The sequence below is a fragment of the Psychromonas aquimarina ATCC BAA-1526 genome (assembly GCF_000428725.1).
GTDB classification, from domain to species: Bacteria; Pseudomonadota; Gammaproteobacteria; order Enterobacterales; family Psychromonadaceae; genus Psychromonas; species Psychromonas aquimarina.
Window position 1 is genome coordinate 46,018 of record NZ_AUAM01000024.1, and the last position, 24,281, is coordinate 70,298.

Annotated in this window: 23 protein-coding genes; 14 read left to right on the forward strand and 9 right to left on the reverse strand. The window is 41.0% G+C overall.

Going from position 1 to position 24,281, the window contains the following annotated elements; translation table 11 throughout:
- Positions 1-12: 12 nt before the first annotated feature.
- The 4 genes from argA (at position 13) to G337_RS0110480 (ending at position 6,276) form a co-directional block, all read left to right on the forward strand.
- Complete coding sequence (gene argA / locus G337_RS0110465) at positions 13-1,347, forward strand: amino-acid N-acetyltransferase (protein WP_028863845.1); 1,335 nt, start codon at positions 13-15, stop codon at positions 1,345-1,347.
- Positions 1,348-1,375: 28 nt separating this feature from the next.
- Complete coding sequence (locus tag G337_RS0110470; protein ID WP_169719623.1) at positions 1,376-2,374, forward strand: TAXI family TRAP transporter solute-binding subunit; 999 nt, start codon at positions 1,376-1,378, stop codon at positions 2,372-2,374.
- A gap of 214 nt (positions 2,375-2,588) precedes the next feature.
- Positions 2,589-3,551 carry a TAXI family TRAP transporter solute-binding subunit gene (locus tag G337_RS0110475; RefSeq protein ID WP_028863847.1) on the forward strand — a complete coding sequence of 321 codons (963 nt, stop codon included), beginning with the start codon at positions 2,589-2,591 and terminating at the stop codon, positions 3,549-3,551.
- A 103-nt stretch (positions 3,552-3,654) separates the two neighbouring features.
- Entirely contained in the window at positions 3,655-6,276 is a 2,622-nt protein-coding gene (locus tag G337_RS0110480) for a TRAP transporter permease (RefSeq protein ID WP_028863848.1), read from the forward strand.
- A 125-nt stretch (positions 6,277-6,401) separates the two neighbouring features.
- Here the strand turns inward: G337_RS0110480 and fur are convergent, their stop codons facing one another.
- From fur to G337_RS0110505, 5 genes are all read right to left on the reverse strand, one after another.
- Positions 6,402-6,827 (reverse strand): ferric iron uptake transcriptional regulator, encoded by a 426-nt coding sequence (gene fur, locus G337_RS0110485; RefSeq protein WP_028863849.1) that lies wholly within the window; start codon positions 6,825-6,827, stop codon positions 6,402-6,404.
- A gap of 31 nt (positions 6,828-6,858) precedes the next feature.
- The gene (gene fldA / locus G337_RS0110490) at positions 6,859-7,386 is read right to left on the reverse strand and encodes a flavodoxin FldA (RefSeq protein WP_019614672.1); all 528 of its coding nucleotides are present in this window, start codon (positions 7,384-7,386) and stop codon (positions 6,859-6,861) included.
- Positions 7,387-7,406: 20 nt separating this feature from the next.
- Complete coding sequence (gene ybfE, locus G337_RS0110495) at positions 7,407-7,676, reverse strand: LexA regulated protein (protein ID WP_028863850.1); 270 nt, start codon at positions 7,674-7,676, stop codon at positions 7,407-7,409.
- Between the two features lie 42 nt (positions 7,677-7,718).
- Positions 7,719-7,940 (reverse strand): DUF2788 domain-containing protein, encoded by a 222-nt coding sequence (locus tag G337_RS0110500; RefSeq protein WP_028863851.1) that lies wholly within the window; start codon positions 7,938-7,940, stop codon positions 7,719-7,721.
- A 143-nt stretch (positions 7,941-8,083) separates the two neighbouring features.
- Entirely contained in the window at positions 8,084-8,866 is a 783-nt protein-coding gene (locus tag G337_RS0110505; protein ID WP_028863852.1) for an alpha/beta fold hydrolase, read from the reverse strand.
- Between the two features lie 500 nt (positions 8,867-9,366).
- Here G337_RS0110505 and G337_RS0110510 point away from each other — a divergent pair, with 500 nt between their 5' ends.
- The 5 genes from G337_RS0110510 (at position 9,367) to G337_RS0110530 (ending at position 17,035) form a co-directional block, all read left to right on the forward strand.
- On the forward strand, positions 9,367-9,978 hold the full coding sequence (locus tag G337_RS0110510) for a Negative modulator of initiation of replication (RefSeq protein WP_028863853.1): 612 nt from the start codon (positions 9,367-9,369) through the stop codon (positions 9,976-9,978).
- An 88-nt stretch (positions 9,979-10,066) separates the two neighbouring features.
- Positions 10,067-11,719, forward strand: coding sequence for a phosphoglucomutase (alpha-D-glucose-1,6-bisphosphate-dependent) (gene pgm, locus G337_RS0110515; RefSeq protein WP_028863854.1), 1,653 nt, complete (start codon positions 10,067-10,069; stop codon positions 11,717-11,719).
- Positions 11,720-12,412: 693 nt separating this feature from the next.
- Positions 12,413-14,965 (forward strand): glycogen/starch/alpha-glucan phosphorylase, encoded by a 2,553-nt coding sequence (locus G337_RS0110520; protein WP_157619274.1) that lies wholly within the window; start codon positions 12,413-12,415, stop codon positions 14,963-14,965.
- A 288-nt stretch (positions 14,966-15,253) separates the two neighbouring features.
- The gene (locus G337_RS0110525) at positions 15,254-15,550 is read left to right on the forward strand and encodes a DUF406 family protein (protein ID WP_028863856.1); all 297 of its coding nucleotides are present in this window, start codon (positions 15,254-15,256) and stop codon (positions 15,548-15,550) included.
- A 165-nt stretch (positions 15,551-15,715) separates the two neighbouring features.
- On the forward strand, positions 15,716-17,035 hold the full coding sequence (locus G337_RS0110530; RefSeq protein WP_028863857.1) for a DEAD/DEAH box helicase: 1,320 nt from the start codon (positions 15,716-15,718) through the stop codon (positions 17,033-17,035).
- 140 nt (positions 17,036-17,175) lie between these two features.
- Here G337_RS0110530 and G337_RS0110535 read toward each other — a convergent pair whose 3' ends face one another.
- Positions 17,176-17,475, reverse strand: coding sequence for a hypothetical protein (locus G337_RS0110535; protein WP_028863858.1), 300 nt, complete (start codon positions 17,473-17,475; stop codon positions 17,176-17,178).
- A 481-nt stretch (positions 17,476-17,956) separates the two neighbouring features.
- Here G337_RS0110535 and G337_RS0110540 point away from each other — a divergent pair, with 481 nt between their 5' ends.
- Complete coding sequence (locus G337_RS0110540) at positions 17,957-18,325, forward strand: hypothetical protein (RefSeq protein ID WP_028863859.1); 369 nt, start codon at positions 17,957-17,959, stop codon at positions 18,323-18,325.
- Positions 18,326-18,535: 210 nt separating this feature from the next.
- Here the strand turns inward: G337_RS0110540 and G337_RS0110545 are convergent, their stop codons facing one another.
- Complete coding sequence (locus G337_RS0110545; protein ID WP_028863860.1) at positions 18,536-19,369, reverse strand: hypothetical protein; 834 nt, start codon at positions 19,367-19,369, stop codon at positions 18,536-18,538.
- Positions 19,370-20,590: 1,221 nt separating this feature from the next.
- On the opposite strand from G337_RS0110545, the gene G337_RS0110560 reads away from it, so the two are divergent.
- Together G337_RS0110560 and G337_RS0110565 are read left to right on the forward strand one after the other, a co-directional pair.
- Positions 20,591-21,319, forward strand: a complete 729-nt coding sequence (locus tag G337_RS0110560) for a TapB family protein (protein ID WP_028863861.1) — start codon at positions 20,591-20,593, stop codon at positions 21,317-21,319.
- Positions 21,320-21,694: 375 nt separating this feature from the next.
- Positions 21,695-22,948, forward strand: a complete 1,254-nt coding sequence (locus G337_RS0110565) for a tyrosine-type recombinase/integrase (protein ID WP_028863862.1) — start codon at positions 21,695-21,697, stop codon at positions 22,946-22,948.
- A 120-nt stretch (positions 22,949-23,068) separates the two neighbouring features.
- Here the strand turns inward: G337_RS0110565 and G337_RS0110570 are convergent, their stop codons facing one another.
- Positions 23,069-23,356: a type II toxin-antitoxin system RelE family toxin gene (locus G337_RS0110570; RefSeq protein WP_013868556.1), complete on the reverse strand. Its 288-nt coding sequence runs from the start codon at positions 23,354-23,356 to the stop codon at positions 23,069-23,071.
- Positions 23,346-23,597: a type II toxin-antitoxin system Phd/YefM family antitoxin gene (locus tag G337_RS0110575; protein WP_028863863.1), complete on the reverse strand. Its 252-nt coding sequence runs from the start codon at positions 23,595-23,597 to the stop codon at positions 23,346-23,348. The genes G337_RS0110570 and G337_RS0110575 overlap by 11 nt, the downstream gene beginning before the upstream one ends.
- Positions 23,598-23,777: 180 nt before the next feature.
- Here G337_RS0110575 and G337_RS26025 point away from each other — a divergent pair, with 180 nt between their 5' ends.
- Together G337_RS26025 and G337_RS26030 are read left to right on the forward strand one after the other, a co-directional pair.
- The gene (locus G337_RS26025) at positions 23,778-24,014 is read left to right on the forward strand and encodes a type II toxin-antitoxin system RelB/DinJ family antitoxin (RefSeq protein WP_245597652.1); all 237 of its coding nucleotides are present in this window, start codon (positions 23,778-23,780) and stop codon (positions 24,012-24,014) included.
- Complete coding sequence (locus tag G337_RS26030) at positions 24,004-24,228, forward strand: addiction module antidote protein (RefSeq protein WP_245597653.1); 225 nt, start codon at positions 24,004-24,006, stop codon at positions 24,226-24,228. The genes G337_RS26025 and G337_RS26030 overlap by 11 nt, the downstream gene beginning before the upstream one ends.
- Positions 24,229-24,281 lie beyond the last annotated feature (53 nt).

Below are 24,281 nucleotides of genomic sequence, written 5' to 3' on the forward strand. Positions count from 1 at the left end.
ACAGGAAAATAAATGCAAGTTGTTAAAGATTCTACGCAGTTAGTTAACTGGTTCCGCAGTTCGGCACCTTATATCAATGCTCACCGCCATAAGACCTTTGTATTAATGGTCGGCGGTGAGGCATTAGAAACCGATAATTTCCAGCATATTATTAACGATATTGCGCTTCTGAACAGTTTGGGCGTTAAGCTTGTTCTGGTGCACGGCGTACGTCCGCAGATCCAGAAACAACTGGATAGGCATGGTCACAGCAGTCAGTTTCACCATGATCTGCGTATCACAGATGATCAGAGCCTAATGCTGATTAAACAGGCGGTCGGTGCGGTGCAGATTGAATTACAAGCTCGTCTGTCGATGGGCTTAGCAAATTCTCCGATGCAGGGAGCCAGTATACGCACTGTTATCAGCAACGTGGTTACAGCGCAGCCGATCGGTGTTAAAGACGGCGTTGATTACTGTCATGCGGGCAAGGTCAGAAAGATCGATGTTGACGGTATTAAAGCTCAGTTAGAGTCAGGGGCAATTCCGGTTATTTCTCCACTTGGTTTTTCAGTGACTGGAGAAGTATTTAACCTGTTAGCCGAAGAGGTGGCGACGCAGGTCGCTATTGGTTTAAATGCCGATAAATTGATTGGTTTCTGCTCTAATACCGGGGTATTAGATGCTCAGGGGCGGGTGATTTCTGAGCTTTTACCGGAGCAGGCACAGTATCATATCGATCAGCTGGAAGCAGAGGACGGAGAAGCATCCGGAACACTACGCTTTTTACGTGCTGCCGTTGCCGCCTGTAAAGCTGATGTTACCCGCAGTCATTTGATTAGTTATTACCAGGAAGGTGCGCTGCTTAAAGAGCTGTTTACCCGTGACGGCGTTGGTTCGCAGATTGTGAAAGAGAGTTATGAACGCATTCGAACTGCAACTATTGATGATATCGGCGGTTTGTTAGAGCTTATTGAACCGCTTGAAAAACAGGGCATCTTAGTTAAACGTTCGCGCGAACTTTTAGAAAATGAGATTGAGCATTTTCAGATTGTTGAGCGTGACGGTATGGTCATAGGCTGTGCCGCATTATATCCTTTTAAAGATGAAAAAATGGGCGAACTGGCATGTTTAGTCAGTCATCCTAAGTATCGGCGCAGTGCAAGAGCTGACAATTTAGTCGAGCATGTCGAGCGTAAAGCCAGAGAGCTTGGTTTAGATGCGGTGTTTGTATTAACCACGCAGAGTATTCACTGGTTTAGAGAGCGCGGCTTTGACTTTGTTGATATTAATGATTTACCGACAGCTAAAAAAGAGATGTACAACCTTAAGCGCAATTCAAAAGTACTGCTGCGCAAAATCCGCTAAATTGTGATTATCACCGGAGGCCTTACATATGAAGGAACATGTGAACATGCAGCTGCCGAGAAAGTTATTTAAAACAGTAAGTTTAAGCTGTTTTCTGTTTTTTTTCTCCTTACCTTATGCGCTGGCTGAGACACAATATGTGACTATCGGTACCGGCAGCATAACCGGTGTTTATTATCCGACCGGCGGGGCAGTCTGTCATCTAATTAATGAAATAAAAGACAGTGAAAAAATTCACTGTGAAATTAAAAGTACTCCGGGCTCTATTTATAACTTAGCAGGGATCCGCTCGGGAGAACTGGATCTCGGGGTTGTTCAGTCTGACTGGCAGTATCATGCTTACAGCGGCACCAGCAGATACGCAGAGCAGGGCAAGTTTTTTACATTACGTTCACTGTTTTCAGTACATGCAGAGCCTTTTACTGTATTAGCCCGGGCTGATGCAAATGTTAATCATTTTGAAGATTTATTAGGGAAACGTATCAATATCGGCTCACCGCGTTCCGGGCAGCGGGCGACAATGGATATGCTGCTGGATCTTTACGGCTGGAAACTGCAGGATTTTGCAGCTGTTTCCGAGCTCAACCCCAGCGAGCAGGCTAAAGCTTTGTGTGATGATAAAGTCGATGCGATAATTTATGTTGTCGGCCATCCTAACAGTTCTATTAAAGAAGCTTCGGGTGCCTGTCAAACTAAACTGGTTAATGTCTCCGGGGATAAAATTTCCTCTTTGATAAATACCAGGAGCTATTATCGTAATGCGGTCATTCCTGGAGGAATGTACCGGGGCAGTGACCAGGATACTACTACTTTTGGTGTAGGGGCGACTATTGTAACTACGACACTGCTGCCTGAAGAGGCCGCTTATAATCTAGTCAAAGCTGTATTTGAAAATCATGGCCTGTTTGTACAGCTTCACCCGGCTTTCCAGGACTTAAATAAAAACGGTATGGTTAGTGACTCCTTAACCGCTCCCCTGCATCCCGGCGCGGTTCGTTATTATAAAGAAGCCGGATTAATGAAGTAAATTCTCCTCTGAAAATTATTAATCACCTGCATTATGCAGGTGATTATTTCGCCATAATTGAACTGCCTCGATCCCAGTTTCAAGCAAAGAAACTTGCCTAGAGCCGATAAAATCGCCATACTGCGCGATTACTTTTGACCATATACACATATCGTCAACTAAAAATGTAGGGATCCACGTTGTACAAGTGGTTTGTTTATAAAAGGGAATAATGATGAATAAGATCTTTAAAAGCTCACTCCTGGGCGCATTAGTTTTATCGACTACGATAGCAGCTGCTGCAGAGCAAAAATTTGTGACAATCGGTACAGGCGGACAAACAGGCGTGTATTACGTTGTCGGTCAGTCTATTTGTAAACTGGTTAACCGCGGCATTAAAGATCACAATATCAAATGTAATGCACCTTCTACAGGCGGCTCTGTTGCTAATATCAATGCAATCGGTGCAGGCGAGCAGGATATGGGCGTTGCCCAGTCTGACTGGCAGTTCCACGCCTATAACGGTACCAGCAAATTTGAAGGTAAAGGTAATAAAGAACTGCGTGCGTTATTCTCAGTTCACCCTGAACCGTTCACTTTAGTTGTACGTGCTGATGCCGGCATTAACAGTTTTGATGATTTAAAAAATAAACGTGTCAATGTTGGTAATCCCGGTTCAGGTACACGCGGTACAATGGAAGTTGTAATGGCCGCCAAGAAGTTAGCAATGAAAGACTTCAGCCTTAAATCAGAACTAAAAGCCGCTGAAATGTCAGCTGCCTTATGTGATAACAACTTAGATGCGATTACTTATACAGCTGGTCATCCGTCTGGTGCGATTAAAGAAGCAAGTGTATCCTGTGCCTCTAAAATTGCTCCGGTTACCGGCCCTGAAGTTGATAAACTGATTGCTGATTTCCCTTTCTATGCTCCGGCAGTTATTCCGGGTGGCATGTACAAAGGTACAGATCAGGATGTTAAGACTTTTGGTGTAGCCGCGACATTTGTCAGCTCAACTAACACAGATGATGAAACTGTTTATCAGGTTGTTAAAGCGGTATTTGATAATTTCAAACGTTTCAAAAAATTACACCCTGCATTTGCTCACTTAAGTGAGAAAGATATGATCAGCAACGCATTATCTGCGCCTCTGCATGACGGTGCCGTTAAATATTACAAAGAACGCGGCTGGATGTAATTCTTCCTCAAATTTATCTGCCTGACCTGGTTCGGGCATAGTAATAGCAAAGGCAGCTGATGATTCACTGCCTTTTGTCTTTTCAGTAAATATAGAAGTTTTTATGCGCGAAACAATACATATAATGGATGAAAATGAGCTTCAGGAGCTCGTTGAACAAACAGAAACCGGCGGGCGTCATGTAGTCGGCGGAGTTAAAAAGTTAATCACAGTGACTGCGATTGCCTGGTCTTTATTCCAGCTTTATTTCTCTTCTCCTGTGCCTTTTATTTTCCAGCAGTTTATTAATGACCTCGGATTAAACCTGACAGTTGTATTTGATGATACCAAAGCACGATCTATTCATTTAGCTTTTGCACTGTTTCTGGCATTTTTATCTTATCCTGCGTTTAAAAACTCTAACAAAGCTATTGTCCCGATCGGAGACTGGATTTTAGCTTTGTTAGGGGGATTTTTAGGCGCATATTATTTTATTTTTTATGACGGCATTGTACAGCGGGTTGGTATTCCTAGTAAGATGGATATTTTTGCCGGTGTAGCTGGTATCTTAATACTGCTGGAAGCCACACGAAGAAGTCTCGGCGCTCCATTAGCTGTCATTGCACTGATTTTCTTGTCGTTTAACTTTATGGGCCCGAATTTACCGCAGCTGCTTGCCCATAATGCCAATAAGATAACCACCATAGTTAACCAGCAGTGGATCACCACTGAAGGGGTCTTTGGTATTGCACTTGGCGTATCCACCAAGTTTGTATTTTTATTTGTACTGTTCGGGGCGCTTTTAGATAAAGCCGGTGCTGGTAATTACTTTATTAAAACCGCCTTTTCTTTACTTGGACATTTACGAGGCGGTCCGGCTAAAGCCGCTGTTATTGCATCGGGGCTGACAGGTTTAATTTCCGGTTCATCAATTGCAAATGTTGTTACAACCGGCACCTTTACTATTCCGATGATGAAAAAAGTCGGTTTTACCTCTGAAAAAGCCGGTGCAGTTGAAGTTGCCTCTTCAGTTAACGGGCAGATCATGCCGCCGGTAATGGGCGCGGCCGCTTTCTTAATGGTTGAATATGTCGGTATTACTTATTTTGAAGTGGTTAAACACGCAATAATACCGGCACTTATTTCCTATATCGCACTGGTTTATATTGTTCATTTAGAAGCTATGAAAGCCGGTATGCACGGTTTAGAAAGAGCTAAACAGCCGCCGGCTCTGCTGATTCGTTTACGCAACAGCGCATTGATTGTTTTCTCCTTCTGCCTGCTGTCACTGCTTGTTTATTACGGCCTAGGCTGGATTAAATCCTTTGCCGGAGAAGCGTCGCTTTATGTGATTGCATTCTTAATTACACTGGCATATATCGCTATTGCTTACTGGTGTGCCAAGTTTCCAGAGCTTGAACTGGAAGATGCTAACGAGCCGATCGTTCATCTGCCGCCGGTAAAAGAAACGGTGAATTCAGGTCTGCATTTTTTATTACCTGTGGTTGTTTTAATCTGGTGTTTAATGATTGAGCGCCTTTCTCCAGGGACATCTGCCTTCTGGGGAACAACGGTATTGGTTATTATTCTACTGACTCAGAAAGCCCTGTTTGCTTATTTTCGAGGTGATCGTAATTTAGCCGCACAGCTGAAAGCAGGGGTTAATGATCTCTTTGAAGGTTTGGAGATCGGTGCTAAGAATATGGTCAGCATCGGTATTGCCACTGCTACAGCTGGTATTATAGTTGGTGTGGTTGCATTAACTAATGTTGGTGCGCCTCTGGCCGATATTGTTGAGATAATTTCAGGCGGTAATATTTTATTAATGCTGATTTTTGTTGGTATGTTAAGCCTGATTTTAGGTATGGGACTGCCGACTACCGCAAACTATATTGTTGTTTCATCGCTGCTAGCCTCGGTTATTGTGGAAGTAGGGCAGCAGAACGGTCTGATTGTACCGTTAATTGCGGTGCACCTGTTTGTATTTTATTTCGGAATTATGGCTGATGTAACGCCTCCAGTCGGGCTGGCCTCTTTTGCCGCTGCTGCTATTTCCGGCGGCAAGCCGATTAAAACCAGTGTTATTGCATTCTTTTACAGTCTGCGTACCGCTATTTTACCTTTCCTGTTTATTTTCAATACGGATCTGCTGTTAATTGATGTGAGCTGGATGCAGGGGATCGGGGTATTTATTATCGCCACCGTGGCTATTCTTATTTTTACCGCGGCGACGCAGAAATACTTTTTCGATGACTGCAGCTGGCTGGAGGTGATGGTTATGCTGCTGATTGCATTTGCGCTGTTCCGTCCGGCTTATTTTATGGAAAAGATATCTCCGACTTACGTGAAAATTGAACCTTATAACCTTGTTTCCGAGCTTCAGCATACGCACAGTACACGTGATATGAAAATGCAGGTTAGCGGTTTAAGTGATATCGGCGAGCCTGTGACCTTTTATGTTCACCTGCCGATACAGGGTGAATCAGGTGAAGAACGTTTAAGTAATATGGGACTAACCCTGATAGATAATGACGGAAGCATGATTATTGATGATGTTGCTTTTGACAGTCCGGCTGCTGCTATGGGCCTTGACTGGGATCAGAAAATATTAGCGGTGGAGATGCCCGTAGAAGGCGCTCTGGCCAAAGAGTGGTTATATATTCCGGCTCTGCTGATGTTATGGGGAATTGCCCTGATTCAGATCCGCCGCCGTAAAGCGATGATACTTAAATTAGCGATGGATTAATGTCAAGCAGGTGAGCATTGTTGAGTGTTTTCCTGCTGGCTCTAAATTCTAAGCATAAAAAAAGCCCCGTTTACAACTGAGTGTAAACGGGGCTTTTTATTTAGACTGCGCTGCGGCTATAAAAGCTATTTATGCTTACAGATACCGTCAACAGGTTCACCGTACAGGTAAAGGCTGTGGTTAGTAAGTTTGATACCATATTTTTCAGCAATCAGTTTTTGTTGTTTTTCAATTAATTCATCATTAAATTCGATTACTTCACCGCATTTCAGGCAGACCAGGTGGTCGTGATGATCCTGATTAGCAAGTTCAAATACTGATTTGCCGCCTTCAAAGTGATGACGGGTAACAATACCTGCATCATCAAACTGGTTTAATACGCGATAAACCGTTGCAACACCAACTTCATCTCCCTGCTCGAGCAATTTCTTATAAAGATCTTCAGCACTGATATGCTGGTTCTCTGACAGTTGAAGCAGACGTAAAATTTTAACACGCGGTGAAGTTATTTTTAATCCGGCTTCTTTTAATGCATCGTTTTCTAAAGACATGATGGTTCCCTACGGTTTAACTGTCTGTGGTTCAGTCGGCAAGTTCTGCCAGGCACATTTCATTGTAAATCTGTTCAGCCCAGGCTTTTACGCGTGATGCTGTTAATTCCGGCTGACGATCTTCATCGATACCAAGGCCGATAAAGTTGTTGTCGTCTACCAGTGCTTTTGATGCTTCAAATTCGTAACCTTCAGTTGACCAGTTACCAACAATGACAGCACCTTTACTCTCTACTATATCACCAAGCTGGCCCATCGCATCAAGGAAGTATTCTGCATAATCTTCCTGATCGCCGCAGCCGAAAATAGCAACTAATTTATCGGTAAAATCAATATCTTCTAAATCAGGGAAGAAATCATCCCAGTCACACTGTGCTTCACCGTAATACCAGGTAGGAATGCCGAATAAAAGTAAGCTGTATTCAGCAATCTCTTCTTTGCTGCTTTTAGCAATGTCTTTTACTTCAACTAGATTTTTACCAAGTTCTTTCTGCAGCATTTTAGCAACAGCTTCAGTGTTGCCAGTGTCACTACCAAAAAAAATACCTACACTTGTCATACTTGTATACCTTGTATTAATTAATTTAACTGTGCGTTAAGCAGCTGATTAATCAGCTCACCGCGACTGATATCTTGTTCTTTTGACAGCTTGTTGAGTATTTCAAACAACTGACTGTCGACTTTTAATTCAATACGTTTTAAACCTTTCTGCTTATCTCGCTGTATCTGTTTCTGCTTATTGATTTTAAGCTGTACTTGACGAGAATGCGGATTGCTTTTAGGCCTGCCGGGACGTACCTCATCAGCAAAAAGATCGTGGGTAATACGATCAAATGATTCTTTTGCCATTCTTCTACCTAAAAGTATTTGTTTAATTTGTAGTTAGATGCACTAGATTGTTTCTGTGCTGATCCAGACTATTTCGATAACTGCTTTGGATATAAAACCGATGCAGCCGAAAAACAGGACTGCCCATACGACATTACGCCCGAATTTAGGCACATTACCGCGTTTTAATACATCTTGAATGGAGAGGCCTATCAGCAGAAAAAGCAGCAGATAAAAACCATACAGGCCGATTGTTTCAATTTGTTCAGTATATTCTTGCAACATAAAAACCAGCTTCATTCAAAAAAGAGGAATATAGCATATCCCCAAACAACTTGAAATGCAGATTCAGAGTAATGTTTAACAAGTATTTGTCGTTAAAATGCGCTGAAACTCGACTTTTTAAGCCGCCTGGCTATAAAACTCTGCTAATTAAAAAACTGACTGACCAGGCGGTTAAATGTTTTTGCTTTTTCAGCGTGCAGCCAATGTCCTGTATTATCAATTACTTTTGCTTTTGCTTTAGGAAAATAGCGTAAAATATCAGCCTGATTTTCTGGAAGAATATAATCAGATTTTGCACCTTTAATAAACAGTATTTCTTTATTAAATATATTTTCCGAAGGCTGCCAGCCTCTTATTGACGGATAATTTTCCCGCATGGCCGTTAAATTAAACTGCAGCTGGTAACCATCCTGCTTCTTTTGTAATGATTTAAGTAGAAACTGGCGAATCTCCGGAGTTTGTACATATTCACTAAGGAGCTTTTCGGCTGCTTGTCTGCTTTCTATATGCTGCTCGGCAACAAGCTGCAGACCCGCAAAAACATCACTGTGCTTATCGGGATAATTAACTGGTGCGATATCTGCGATAACAATCTTGTTGATCCTCTGCGGATGCAGCAGAGCACAAGTCATGGCTACCTTGCCGCCCATCGAATGCCCGACAATTGAAAATGATTCAATATTAAGAAAATCTGCCAGCTCAAAAATATCTTCAGCCATTTCCTGATAGGACATACCGGCACAATGGGGGCTCTTTCCGTGGTTACGCAGGTCGACATTGACCGTGTGGTGGGTCTTGTTCAGGGTTTTGGCTAATAGAGCTAGATTTGATAAACTGCCGAATAATCCGTGAATGATAAAAACAACCTCACATTTTTGATCACTTTCATTTAAAGCTGTTTGTTTTTGTTGGTAATTAAGTAGCATAAGATTCGATTTTAAGTGAAAATATAATACTTAGTACCTTAACATAAAAGTTTTGAACGATTCAGCGGGATTTTAAATTGTCAAATACAAGGCATTTGCTTGAAGACATAGTTGTTCTATGTCGAAAACAAATAACGCAGTAGTTGGCTATTTAAAACCCGCCCAGAGGGAGCTCACCTGGCAAGTGAGCACTGCGTTACTTTAATTTGAAAGGCATCAGGCCTTCCTAAAATAAAGTGCCTTGTGCTGACTCACCAGGTGAACTCTGAATCAATCAAAATCTCTGTGTTAAGGTACTCTATTTATCGAATTACATATGTCAGAACTCAAGCATAATCTGTGCTGAGTTTAACATAGTTGTTACATTGACAGTATTTTCCCAATATGAACAGTGTTAATGAGACTTATCGAAAGAGTGTGATTGTAATGTCACAGACAGGTTGTCTTATTAGCGTGCCTATTAAACGTCAATGGTTATGTAAAAAGCGAATGGTGAAAGAATGAAACAAATTGAAATAGAAGACGACCTTTATAAATATATTCTGACTAATATAGAGGCTTTTGGTGAAACACCTTCACAAATACTGCGTCGATTACTTTCTCTGCCGGCCGCTGATGAAAATAATACACTGCAGCAGGGCTGCGCAGAAAAGTCTGAGCCTGTTGTTTCTGTTCCTGAAAATGAGATTAAAGCTAATCCCCCTGCGGCAGCTCACACTTCTGCATCTTCGTTAAGTGAACCGCTTGCACATGGTGTGGAAGTTTTATTTGATAGTGAGGTTTTTAAATTAGAATCCGTCGTGACTAATAAGTTTATGATGATGCTGACAGCGATGTATTACGAAAATAAAGACCGTTTTGTAGAGGCCGCTGAAAAAACCAAAGGGCGTACCCGTGATTATTTAGGACAAAATTTATCTGCATTATTAGCATCAGACAACCAGGAAGAGCTTGCTTTATTTAAAGCCAGCAAACCTCGTGCAATTCCTAATACCCCGTTTTGGGTGATTACAAATGCCAACACCGGCAGAAAACGCATTATTTTAACCCAGATGATGGCTTGTATGGGATACCCGCATCATCTCATTGAACGTATAAAAGAAGAAATTTAATATATAACATTTTTAACAAGTTACATGATTATCTAGTAAGCATATTTATAGAAACATTTTTATTTATATTTTTGAGGTAGTAACAATTATGGCAATTCATCCACGCGCGGGTAAAACTGCACAAGCAAGTGATTTAGTAGATATTCCAAAGCTGGTATCAGCTTATTATATCAATATTCCCGATGTGAGCATTGCAAGTGAACAGGTAGCATTCGGTACTTCAGGGCATCGAGGCTGTTCATTTAAGAACGCTTTTACTGAGCTGCATATCTTAGCAATCAGCCAGGCATTAGCTGAATATCGTATTGAGCAGGGATATACAGGACCGATGTTTATCGGTAAAGATACACATGCTTTGTCTGAGCCGGCTTTTGCTTCTGCAGTGCAGGTGCTTGTTGCTAACGGCATTAAAGTGATTGTGCAGGCAGGCGGCGGTTATACACCTACTCCGGTTATTTCTCATGCTATTCTGCAGTACAACAATGAAAACCCTGATAATTTAGCTGACGGTATTGTGATCACTCCTTCACATAATCCACCGGAAGACGGCGGCTTTAAATACAACCCGCCAAACGGCGGTCCGGCAGACAGCGATGTAACTAAAATTATCCAGGATCGTGCGAATCAGATTTTAGATGACCAGTTTGATGATATTAAGCAGTGGGACTTCTCTGAAGCAATGGAGTCTGAGTTTGTTGAAGAGTATGACTACGTCCAGCCTTATGTTAATGATCTTAAAAACGTACTTAATGTAGAAGCAATTGCAGAAGCGGGTATCAAAATTGGTGTTGATACATTAGGCGGTTCAGGTGTGGCGTACTGGCCAGTGATTGCTAAGACCTATGGTTTAGATATTGAAGTGGTTAATGACCGTGTTGATCCTACTTTCTCTTTTATGACCCTGGATAAAGACGGGAAAATCCGTATGGATTGTTCTTCTCCTTATGCAATGGCGAGTTTAATCGAACTTAAAGACAAGTTTGATGTTGCCATTGCCAACGATCCTGATTACGACCGTCATGGTATTGTGACTAAAAGCTCTGGTCTGTTAAACCCTAACCATTACCTGGCTGTGGCAATTAACTACCTGTTTAAGCACAGAACAGACTGGCCTGAAAATGCAATTGTCGGCAAAACTCTGGTTTCAAGTTCAATGATCGACCGTGTTGTGGTTGAGCTTGAGCGTGAAATGTCAGAAGTACCGGTTGGTTTTAAATGGTTTGTTGACGGCCTTTATGAAGGTAAATTTGGTTTCGGCGGAGAAGAAAGTGCCGGAGCATCATTCCTGCGTAAAGACGGAACAGTATGGAGCACAGATAAAGACGGTATTATTTTAGCGCTGCTGGCAGCTGAAATTATTGCTGTAACAGGTAAAGATCCAGGTGAACATTACGCTGAATTTACTGAAAAATTCGGTTCTCCTATTTATCAGCGTTTTGATGCACCGGCAACACCGGAACAGAAAGCGGTACTGGCAAACTTAAGCCCGGAAATGGTTGAAGCTGAAACATTAGCCGGAGAAAGAATCACAGCAAAACTGACTCATGCATCGGGCAACGGTGCTGCTATCGGCGGTTTGAAAGTGACAACTGAAAACGGCTGGTTTGCTGCTCGTCCGTCTGGTACAGAGAATATCTACAAAATTTACTCTGAATCATTTATCGGTGCAGAGCATATTGCTGAAATACAGAAAGAAGCACAAGAGATTGTTGCTCAGGCATTTGCTAAAGCCGGTTTATAGAAACCGCTTAAAAACAGTTTTATAAACAAGTAGAGCGAAGGTTAATAACCTTCGCTTTTTTTATGCGCTAAATATTGTTGTTTAGTTATTCTATTTTTTAATTTCTCCTTTTTGTTCCCATTAAAGTTCATATTTTAAAGCGCCTGTAAGCAGAGTTATCTACTGATCTGTATCAATATATGATGCTTTTTTTAAATGACTTTTTTCTCTTATTTTAGCCCGTCTCAGCTGCTGCATTCTTCTAAAGAAATGCTTTATGTGCTAAATAGTGTGATCTTGGTCATAATTTGTTATGCAGGAAATTTCACACTGCGCCTGGTTACTTTTAGTGCAAAGATCGTCTACCCCCTGGCTACGCCCGCACGAAAGTTTTTACTGTATATATAAAGGGTTACAGCAGTTTGTTAGGCTTTTTCCGAGATGATAAAAGCACTGTAATCTCTTTTGATTAATAATTATTTCAAAGGGGGGGGGCGTAGAAAAAAGGAGGGTGACGATTTATTCAGCGGGTACTATTGTTTAGCTACATTTTTAAAGTTAATAAACAAAGACTTGAGGAAAATGTAAAGAATCACAAATTAGTGGTAATTGAATGATCTTTATACTAAGTTGATTATTCAACTCTAACAGCTGCAAATCATCAAGTTGATGAAATTGCGCTATTTATTAAATATATGGAAATGTAGGTGTCTCATGGCGACTAAAACGAATCAAGCAAAAGCAACTGTAAAGAAAACCGCAGTGAAAAAAACAGCTGCGAAGAAATCAAGTGCCGCGAAGGCGACCGAGCATGAAGCTCCAGTGTTTGTTGACTGCACCAGTGAAGAAATGCAGAAGGCAATTGTTGAGCGTTTACATAAAGGCTTAGGTACGGACAGCGAGAAAGCGAACAACAAAGCATGGTGGAATGCTACGTGTTACGCTGTTAATGAAGTCGTTTTTGACAAACTGACAAAAACTCAGCAGAACCACGCAGGAAAAGACGTACGTTCAGTAAACTACTTATCTCTTGAATTTTTAATGGGTCGTTTACTTTCAAACAACCTGCATAACCTAGAGCTGTTCAAAGTAGCCGAAGAAGCATTAAAAGGCCTAGGTAAAGACTTATATGAAATCTGCGATGAAGAACCAGATATGGCACTTGGTAACGGTGGTCTTGGCCGTCTTGCCGCATGTTTCATCGATTCATTAGCAACACTTGGTTACCCTGCAATTGGTTACGGTATCCATTATGAACATGGTTTATTTGCACAGTCATTCCAGGACGGCCGTCAGATTGAGCGTCCGGATACATGGCGTGAATACGGTAACCCTTGGGAAATCTGTCGTCCAGAATCTGTTCAGCATGTTCCTCTATATGGTTATGTTGAAACTGTTTTTGATGAAGAAGGCGGTTCACATAAAGTATGGCATGCCGGTCAGAAACTTAAGGGTGTGCCATGGGATGTGCCGATTGTAGGTTACGGTGCTAAAACAGTTAATATTTTACGTCTATGGGAAAGCCGTGCCGATGAAGCGTTCGACTGGGACGTATTTAATGCAGGTGGTTATGTTGATGCTCAGGCAGAAAAATCACAAGCAGAAACTGTTTCAAAAGTATTATACCCGAATGATGAAACTTCAGAAGGTAAAGAGTTACGTTTAGTTCAGCAGTACTTCTTCTGTGCTTGTTCAGTTAAAGATATTCTACGCCGCTTTAAACGTGCGAATAATGACTGGACTAAACTGGCAGAGAAAGTTGCGATTCAGTTAAATGATACGCACCCGACAATCGCTATTCCTGAATTAATGCGCATCTTAGTTGATGAAGAACGTCTGTCTTGGGACTTCGCATGGGAACTTTGTCAAAAAGTATTTGCATACACAAACCACACTCTACTGCCTGAAGCACTAGAAAAATGGTCTGTAAGCCTGTTTGAAAAAGTATTACCTCGTCACCTTGAGATCATTTACGAAATCAACCGTCAGTTCTTAAACCTGGTTGAAGAGAAATGGCCTGGTGATGATCAGAAAAAAGTTAAGCTTTCTATCATTGAAGAAGAAGGTGAGCGTAAAGTTCGCATGGCAAACCTATGTGTTGTTTCATCTTACAAAGTAAACGGTGTTGCTGCCGTGCACTCTGAACTGGTTAAAACTGATCTGTTCCCTGAGTTCCACGAGCTGTACCCGACTAAACTAGTTAACGTGACAAACGGTGTTACACCACGCCGCTGGTTAAAAGCATGTAACCCTAAACTTGCTTCACTATACGATGACGAAGTGGGCGCTGACTGGGTTGTTAACCTTGATAAACTACGCGGTGTATTACCTAAAGCACAAGATGTTGCGCTGCAGAAACGCTTTATGGATATCAAGAAAGACAATAAACTTGAATTAGCTAAAATCATCAAAGATCTGACTGGTGTTGAAGTTTCTGCTGATGCAATCTTTGATATTCAAATCAAACGTCTGCACGAGTACAAGCGTCAGCAGCTGAATATGATTCATATTTTAACGCTGTACAAACGTCTGTTAGACAACCCTGATTACGATATGGTTCCACGTGTATTTGTATTCGGCGCGAAAGCGGCACCGGGTTACCATATGGCTAAACAGATTATTTACGCACTAAACAAAATTGCTGATAAAGTAAATAACGATGCCCGCGTTAAAGGTAAACTGAAAGTTGTATTCTTACCAAACTACCGTGTTTCACTTGCTGAGAAACTATTCCCGGCGGCAGATATCTCTGAGCAGATTTCAACTGCGGGTCTAGAAGCATCTGGTACTGGTAATATGAAATTCGCAATCAACGGTGCATTAACTGTTGGTACTATGGACGGCGCGAATATCGAAATGGCAGAAGAGATTGGTGCTGAGCACATGTTTATCTTCGGTCTAAGTGTTGCAGAAGTGAAAGAGCTGAAGGAAAGCGGTTATAAACCTTATGACTACTACTACGCTAACCCTGAGTTAAAAGCAGTATTAGACTGGTTAGATTCTGACTTCTTTACACCGGGACACCCAGGTGCATTATCAGACATCAAACGCACTCTGCTTGAAGGCGGTGACGAGTATTTATGTCTAGCTGATTACGCATCATACTGTAAAGCACATCAGGATATTGATGAGACTTACCGTAACAAGTCACTATGGGCTGAGAAAGTAATTCTTAACTCTGGTGCTATGGGTAAATTTAACTCAGACCGTTCAATTGAAGATTACGCAAACACTATCTGGGACTTAGAAAAGTACCCGTTAGCTTAATATTCTCTTAAACAGTTAAACTTAAAAGGCGATAATTAATTATCGCCTTTTTTTTTGCTTAAAGCGCAGTATAATCAGTAGCATATTTTGTTTAGTTATACCAAATCCGATAATTATCTACTCATTTATGCTGGCTAAAATGAATGCTAGCTTCGTTATTGATTTTGTAATTAGAACAACTAGTTACTGCAATCAATGCCTTGCTTTCATCCATTTTTCCTAAGCCTAAACAGATCACCCAATTAACGGAATTGGTATTATTTATTTTATACGACCGGGGAGGTTGTTATGTCTCAAGATAAAAATACAGATGATGTATGTGAAGCGTGCGGAACTATTGTTGAACTAGGCAGTGTTATTGCTGAAGATGATACTGTGCTGGTATTACCTTTTAGCGGTGCAGATCAGCAGAGTGTTGACCTGCTTGCACAAAAGTATATTGATGCGGCAGCGGAGCGTTTTGCAACGGTACAGGTAAGTAAAAAAGAAACTGCTGCTGAAAGTGGTGTGAGCTGTGAAGTTTCACTGCAGTTTGAATGTACTGCTGAGAAACTGATTTTTGAAATGGGTCTAAGTGCTATTTAAGTCTTTACCTTATCTAATGCGGCCGTATTAAATTCTGCGCCGTCACAAAAGAGTCTGCACTGCAGGCTCTTTTTTTTTGCCTGTTATTAAACTTAATTTCTTCTTTTCCAGCTTAAAGGTTTATACTACGCATTTGAAACTTTAATTTACTTTTTGGAGAATGCTTTGCTCATTGATGATTTACCCGTTGACCGCCGTTTAATTATTTCACTATCTCACTTGGGATTTACTGAAACGACACAAATTCAAGCGGATGCGATTCCAATTGCTGTTGCAGGAAAAGATTTACTGGCATCATCAAAAACGGGTTCGGGTAAAACTCTGGCATTTTTACTTCCGGCAATGCAGCGTGTTTTAAAAACGCGTGCGCTGACTAAGCGTGATCCGCGTGTATTAATTCTAACGCCGACACGTGAGCTGGCCAAACAAGTTTATTCGCAGCTGCGCTTACTAGTGGCTAATACCAGTTTAAAATCAACCTTAGTATTAGGTGGTGAGAACTTTAACGATCAGGTTAAAGCGCTGGATAAAGACCCGCATTTTGTTGTCGGCACACCGGGACGAATCGTGGATCATCTTAAAAAAGGTTTATTACACCTTCATGGTTTAGAGCTGTTAATCTTAGATGAAGCGGATCGTATGCTGGATTTAGGTTTTGCGGAGCAGTTAAAAGCGATTAATGAAGAAGCAAACCACAGATTACGCCAGACACTGCTGTTCTCTGCAACGCTTGGTCATGCCGAAGTGAATGAGTTTGCCGGTGAATTATTAAAAGCACCGGTGCGGATCGCCGTTGGTGAAGAAAACCAGCAGCACAGTGAGATATCACAGCGTTTTTACCTTGCCGATAATTTAAATCAGAAAGAAAAGTTACTGTTTCATTTTGTAAAAAATGAAAGTGCCAAACAGATTATTATCTTCACCGCGACCCGTAAAGATACTGAGCGTTTAAGTGAAGTATTAACTGAAAAAGGTTTCGATACAGCGGCTCTGCATGGTGACTTAACACAGAGTAGTCGTAATAAAATAATGGATTCATTTTCACGCGGTAAAGAGAAGGTACTGGTAACAACGGATATCGCTTCCCGCGGCCTGGATCTGCTTAATGTCAGCCACGTTATCAACTTTGATATACCTAAGCATACCGAAGAGTATATCCACCGTATCGGCCGTACAGGCCGTGCTGGCGAGAAGGGCGATGCGATTTCAATTATCGGCCCTAAAGACTGGGTTAACTTTAAAAAAGTAGAAGAGTTTGTGCAGCAGCATATCAGCTTTGACCGTGTTGAAGGTATCAAACCAAAGTTTAAAGGTATTAAAGAGGTTATCGCAAAACCGGTTAAGAGTGCCTCCGCAGATCATACTGCTAAAAAGAAAGTGCTTAAGAAAAAGCCGAAAGCCAAAGCTGCTCCCAATAAAACCTTCCATGAAGCGAAAGATGTCGGTTTTGCGCCGATGCGCCGTAAAAAGAAAACTGAAGAGTAATAAAAAAGGCCGTTCAAGCTTAATTGAACGGCCTTTTTACTAACCTTTTCTGGATTAAAACTGTGACTGTTATTGCTGATAAATAACCGGAATACCTGCCTTCACTATCCCAATTTTAATCACTAAGAGCGAACAGATATTTATGCGACGACTTTTGCTCTGTTCTCAAGATAATCTTCCACGGAATGCAGAAGAGCTTCATCGGCGACTTCTAAAATGTTAAACATCAGCCAGAGATGAGGATCATTGTCATACCAGCGGCGGCGGTTACAGTCGAAGGGGAACTCAAAAGCTTTCTCATAAGAAAGCAGGCTTAGGTCATGCTTCTTCACCAGATCTATTATCTCTTTTATAATAGGCTCCCTGACTTTCTGATGCATCTCTTTAAATTCATCCAGTTGTTTTTTTAAATTCGGATGTTTGTCATACCATCTGCTCATTATTTATTCCCTGTTTTTGGGACTATCTGTAGTGTTTTAAAACAGATAAAAAATGACCGGGCGAAGTTACCTTCTGTTATAGAAATGATCCAGTCACTGCTTGACGCTGCAAGATAAAAGCTTAGTAAGGATATTTCGAGTCTGTATTGAATGTAGTATAAAAAAGTATTTAAAGACTCTAGTTAGGCCACTTTTATCAAAAAAAGATATGTTTTAAAGTAGATTATAAATGAGCATCTTTTAGGCTCGGTTCTAGAAGGAGAACAAATATTGATAGCAGATGGACGAAATGTCCGGTTATTAAATACAGATTCAGGCAGAAAATTGTCCTTTAAAGAAAACCGTGATCGACGGGCGCGGGCATAACTGTATGAATAACAGTGATGGAGACCCCGCCCCTGACATTATTGAGTGGTAAGTATTTGATAAAAATAATGGAACGGTTTATTTTTTATTAGGAGTGATAAAAAAGGGGGTTGTTATGGTAACCAATATCTTTGAAGAGATTACCAGCGGGTATGCACTTGAAAAGTATTCAGATAGAAATCGTTTATTAGGGGAAGCTGTTCCTTATATTGGGGAAGCCAGGCAAAGTGCATCTGATCCCGGTAAGGTTTTTCTGCGCCTGAGTCCCTTATCAAGTAACGGCGAGCTGCTTGAATTCAAAACCGAAGATGTTCTTTTTGCCGAAAATGTAGAAACTGTGGCCGATAAAGAGGGGGAAACATTTCAGATTGTTAAAATATGGGTTCGTATCGGCAGTATCGGTATCAGGCTTGAACCATTCTCCGTGCAGGATTATTCGAATGTATTAGATAAAGGTTTTGATGCCTTAACAAATGAAAAGTAACACAACATTTTTAAATATTTTTAACTGACTAGAAAGCCCGCAAAGTGCGGGTTTTTTTATGTCTAAAATCTGGCTTTCAAAGTACAGAAACAGGGAAGTCCTGTGCCTGCCGCCTATAAGGCTAAAACTGTATAACGTCGCCAGAGAAGGGCTAGTTACTGTCTTTGAGGAAGGAAGCTGGATAATATGAATAAGCTGCGTACTACAGCACTATTTATCATTAAAATAATGCTCCTGATAGTATTTCTCTAACAACTTTTTACTGCTGTTGTCATACCAGCGTATTCGGAAATTAAGAAAATCTGACGTTTTACTTTCGCTGAGTAGTATCTTATTAATCTTATCTATCATCATCTGCCCCCAGTCTGTTTTCGGGCAGGCCACATACACTAGTAAAAATGGTGTATCTTGAGTCTCCAGAATCTCCTTGCTGGTTGTGTTGTTTTCGATGCCCAGCTGTTTGGCTGAATAAGAGATAATAGGCGTATATTCGATAATGTAGTCCAGTCTGTTGTGAAGAAGCATTTTAATTACTTTTTTGTAATGAGGTGTTTTGTAAAGGTGATCTCGAAAGGAGTGCTTATTGGTTATTTTATTTAATGCGGCGGTATAGCGCCTTGGGATTATTCCACCCCTGACCTCCTTGTCAGCAAAGAGAATATCCAGTGAAGCGGGGTCATTAAATTTAGTTAATCTGCTGTCATTTTTTTGGAATATCAGTCTGTGAGGCAGTAAAATGCTGTTAACTACAGACAGGGTGCCTTCTGTATTGAATAACACGGATGGATGGCAGACTTTAGTACCTTTGTTCATCTCGTTTCGAACTCTGTCTGTGTTCATCTCTTTGCGTACATGCGTGTATTCAGGCATGCCTCTGCTCAGCAAGGTGATCATTTCATCATATAAACCTTTACCCTTATCTTTTCCTTCAAGAATATAGAAAGGGGGCCAGTCTGTGACTCTCCAGAGTACTGTTTCTTTAGCTGTAAGCACTAGCGGGCAGCTGAACAAGAAAAAAATCATAAGCAGGCCAGACAGCTTCATCACTTCACCTCATTTCTATCGACGCTTTTTTAAGTGTAGTACAGCGCTAATGTTCCAATAGTAATGCACAAATTCTCGCTTGAATAAACAGGGCTGATGCTTCTTAAACTTACCAGAAAAGTCCGCTTGTCTGATACAGATTAAGGCAGGAAATTGCTCAAGTGCTCGAAGACAGGGCCTGGACCCTTGGTGGTGCAATGTAAGTGACAAAAATATGGGCTGATGAATTTGAACTATCGACGACAGGTGTGTTCGAAGATGTACACCTGAGTAAGGAAACTCCACTAGAGCGGTTATCACTTTATGGTAATTAGGCCGAAATTTCACTCAATTGTAAAGATTGCTAGGGGGGAGTAAATGATGAGTTTTTTTAAAATGCTGAGTAAGTGGATGGATGAAATAGAAGAATTTAGTCTGCAGGAAAAGAAGATGCGCAGAGAAGATCGTTTAGGTGAAGTCGATTACTAATTTTGTAAAAAACAGATAGGACGATAACAGCCTGCAAAGGCCTGTTAAGCAAAGATGTAATGGAAGTGCTAAGCGAGCAGTTTATGCGGGATATTGAATAAACCCCATCGATTTTTGCGCACTTTTATTTAACAAAAGGTTTATGTTTTTGCTAAATTGTTTGCATAGAGTTGCTGACAAGGCTACACTCAAAAGTATTCAATTTGTCCGCTTAGATCATATATTCAAAACAGTTTTACTGCCGCCGCAATGCTTGCTAATGCGTCGGCAGCTTTTTCCCAACACTTTTCTATAGTTATCGGTAACCTAATAAAGCACTGTTTGATGCGAGCCGCGTATTCGCAAATACTGCTCCGTCTCAGCTTCGCTATCATCAGGTATTCCTTGTTAGTCCCTAGACAATAAAGCGAGCATAAGTGTTACTCAGTCTGTCTGCTGTCATTTGCATAATTTAATTAATCCAAACAGTGTTTTACCGCATTGTAATATCCAGATCAGCGAAACCGTTTTCTCGTACGCTCTCCCAAGGCGCTGACTCAGCAGAGTCGATTTACGCGAATTTAGCATTCATCTTCCACTAAGCTGCGTAACCACCTTGAAGTGTAAGTGATATATGTATGGCTTTGTATGCTCCTGTATGACTCTGTATAGAAAGGTGGAGGTGCTTGTTTGGCTTGTGTAATATTTCATTAATGATGCTTGTGTGCTTTTTAATTTGTTGTTTTAAAATGGTTTAATGTTTTGGGGATGTAAATGAAAAGAAATGTTTTATTGGTTGTTATATCAGCTGCTGTTATTAGCGGCTGTGATGGTGATGATGGGATTTTTTTTACAAAAAAAAAGGATCCAGCCGTCAAGCCTGCTGTTAGTACTACTGCCGCTGCTGTTGAAAATGCTTCAACTTGTTTTAATGATAAATTATATAAAGTCGGCTCAGGATATAACTTAACCACACAGAAAGGTACTGAACCTGCTGAAACACAACACTATAAAGTACTTGAGGATGCTAGATATAGAGGACAGCCGGCGATTCATCAAAGACTTAGCAAGTCTACTAAGTTAACTGACCGTTATCTTTTCATAAATACAGGTGAGAAATCAGTCTCTCTTTTAGGTGAAAAAGTTTTAAAAGATGAGTCATATTATGCGCCGGGATACTTAGTTAAATTTAATGTTAAGAAAGGCGGCTCTTATAGCCAGACAGTTACTATGACAGAGGAGTCTTCAAAACCTGCTCGTGAAACTGTGTCTAATATCAAGACTACATTTAAAGGAATTGAGACTATTACGGTTCCCGCCGGCACTTATAAAACATGCAGGTTTGAACTGAATTCTTCAGTCACAAAACCAGACGGTTTAACTAAGAAGCTTAACAGTTCGGTATGGTATGCGGTTAAGCACGGTGTCAAAGTCCAGTCTAAAGACAATGCCGGCTCAATAACGAAACTTATCAAAGGCGATATAAACGGTACTAAAATATAAATTCAGAATAAATCAGAAAAGGTGATAAATTCTAAGCAAGAAGCAAGAAGCAATAACGCTAACCGCAGTTGTTTTCTGATTTTTAGTTCGAAGTTAGATGAGATGCATTTAAGTTTTTGTTATAAATTTAAATGGTCTCCTTACAGGGACTCGAACCCCGATCATCCGCTTAGGAATCCAGAACTGTTAAGTTCCATTTGCCTGTTTTCTTATACAGCGGTGTTTTGTAGGTTGTTGTTTTTAAATTAAAATAAAATACTGTCAGTTAGGCTTTGTTTAACTGAACTTTGCTGTGTTAATCTCTTACTACAGGCGTTACTGCAGGCTTACTACAGGCGTAACTGCAGGCGCATAATGGATGATGTGTGAGGATTTATGCGATTTACAGCAACCCAGGTAAACGGATTAAAAAGCAAAGCAAGGCACTATGAACTTTTTGAAAACACCGGTGAGCGTGGTGCCGGCCGTTTGGGAGTTCGTGTCTGTGCCAGTGGTAATAAGATGTTTCTTTATCGTTATTACCAGGATGGTAAACGAAAGTTTATAACACTTGGCCGTTATAGCAATGACTTCGGCCTTGCACAGGCGCGTGCTGTCGCGATTGAATACGGTGATATGCTCAAATCCGGCTTAGATCCGCTTTTTGAGCTTGAACGGCAGAAGCAGGAAAAGCTGGAAAAAGAGCTGGAAGAGGCACGCAACGGCAGTATTCAGCAGTTATTCGACAGTTACATAGATAATATGATAACCCGCGGAAAACGCACCCATAAGCGTGTTAAAGAGCAGTTAGAGCAGAATACCTTCCCTATTATCCCGCCTGAAACAAAAGCCAAAGATGTTACTACTTTGCAGATTGTGGAAATAATTGCCGCATTGATTGAGCGTGGGGCACCCGTAGAAAGCAACCGGGTCCGCAGTGCATTACATGCCGCATTTCAGTTCGGTATGCTCCATGATAATAACCCTGCCTATCGTCACCGTAAGTCAATTTTCGGGTTGAAATTCAACCCGGTTGCCGCCGTTCCTAAGCAAAGTCATGTAGAGAAAGTGGGGAACAACTTCCTTACCTTAGCGGAAGTAAAAGAACTGTTGGTACGTCTGCCTAAAGAAGATAACATAGCATTCAATGCCGTGATGCTATTCACCCTGTGTGTTTATACTGCAGGACAAAGACCCTATGAATTAGTGGCCAGCAGATGGAATGCGGTTGACTGGGAAAACCGCGTCTTAGAAATTAAACCCGAGATAAGTAAAACCGGTAACGCGCATTTTGTGCCTTTGAGTGATTCCGCCATTGAAGCCCTTAACATTTTAAAAATGGATGAAACGGGCAGTGAATATATTTTTGCTCATCGAATCGATCCCGGTAAGCATTATCTGACCCAGAGCTTTGCGCATTCTCTGCGCCTTTATATAAAGAAAAGTGATTTTCGTAAGTTTGTGCCACGGGATATTCGTCGAACGGCTAAGACTTTAATGGGCGAGATCGGCATCAGCAAGGAAACAAGGGACAAGCTGCAGAACCACTCGATGCAGGACGTTTCCAGCAAGCATTATGACCGCTACGACTACATGAAAGAAAAGCGTCAAGCGATTGAGTTGTGGGAAAAAGAGCTGTCTAATAGTTAACGACAGTTTTGAATTTTCATAAAAGTAGATAAAAGAGATGGGGTCAAGATTAAAGATCTGGCCCTACAAATTGCAGCTAACGCCATGTAATGGTGACATAATGCGCTTGTTATGCTGCTGTTACGAAAACCTTGATGCTAGTTTTTTATACACAGCGTCTTTATCCCGCTTGCCAATTGCTAGCACATATACCACTATTTCATCGTCAATGACTTCGTAAGCTAAGCGGTAACCGGCAGTACGCAATTTGATTTTGTAAACAGAGTCATAACCGCGGAGCTTGGAAGATGGTACGTGAGGATTTTCCAGACGTTCCTTGAGCTTCTTTTTGAACTGGCTCTGAATAGGCGGGGCTAGTTTACTCCACTCTTTTTTTGCTGCTGGTAAAAACTTGAGCTTATAAGTCATCGATATCGACTTCCACTGCTTCAGATAAATCACCGCGACGACTTTCAACTATCTTAGCTAGCTCATAGTCGTCAAGCATCTCCATCAGAAATTCATAAGTTTCCGCCGGAACAAGATAAGCAGCAGGCTTATTGTGATTTAAAATTGCGATAGCAGAGCCATCAGCTTCGTTTAGTAATGCTGTTGGATTTTTCTTCAGCTCTGAGATACTTGCTGAGCAGTCAGCTAAAACTTGTCTCATATAGAACACCAATTGAGTATTAAAATTAGTGCTAATTTTAGACCTTATCTCAGCTTCTGGCTAGATCTATTTTTATCCAACTTGAAAAGCCTGACCCTATCGACTCTTTCACATTAGCTACCCCTATTAGTTATGTTTATATGCTTACATTTGCACTACAATGTATTACAAATGCACACAATGGAAACTATTCTGAAAACAGAAATGCTTACAACTCGCATTGACCATGATACCAAATTAGCTTTCACTCATATTTGCGATGAAATTGGACTGAGTCCATCACAGGCGATCAAGTTATTTGTCCATGCTGTTATTAATTACGGTGGTATTCTTTTTGAGCTTAAAGCAAAACAGCCTAATGAGCTGACTGCAAACGCGATTCTTGAGCTGTCACAAGGTAAAGGCAATGCCAAATAATACAACCTCATTTAACCTTTTTGATTACATGGATACTCAAGATGAAATCAATGCTTTTTTACGTGAATGCTTAGAAGACGATGATCCAAATGTTTTTGTTTCTGCATTGGGTCACTTAGTCAAAAAGTATGGTGTTACTGATGTAGCAGAGGTGGCAGGGCTAAGCCGTGAAAGTTTATATAAAACCATTAACGGAAATACTCAGCCTAAATGAGTACCATATTTAAAGTAAGTAATGCGATTGGGCTCCACTTAGTAGTAACTTAA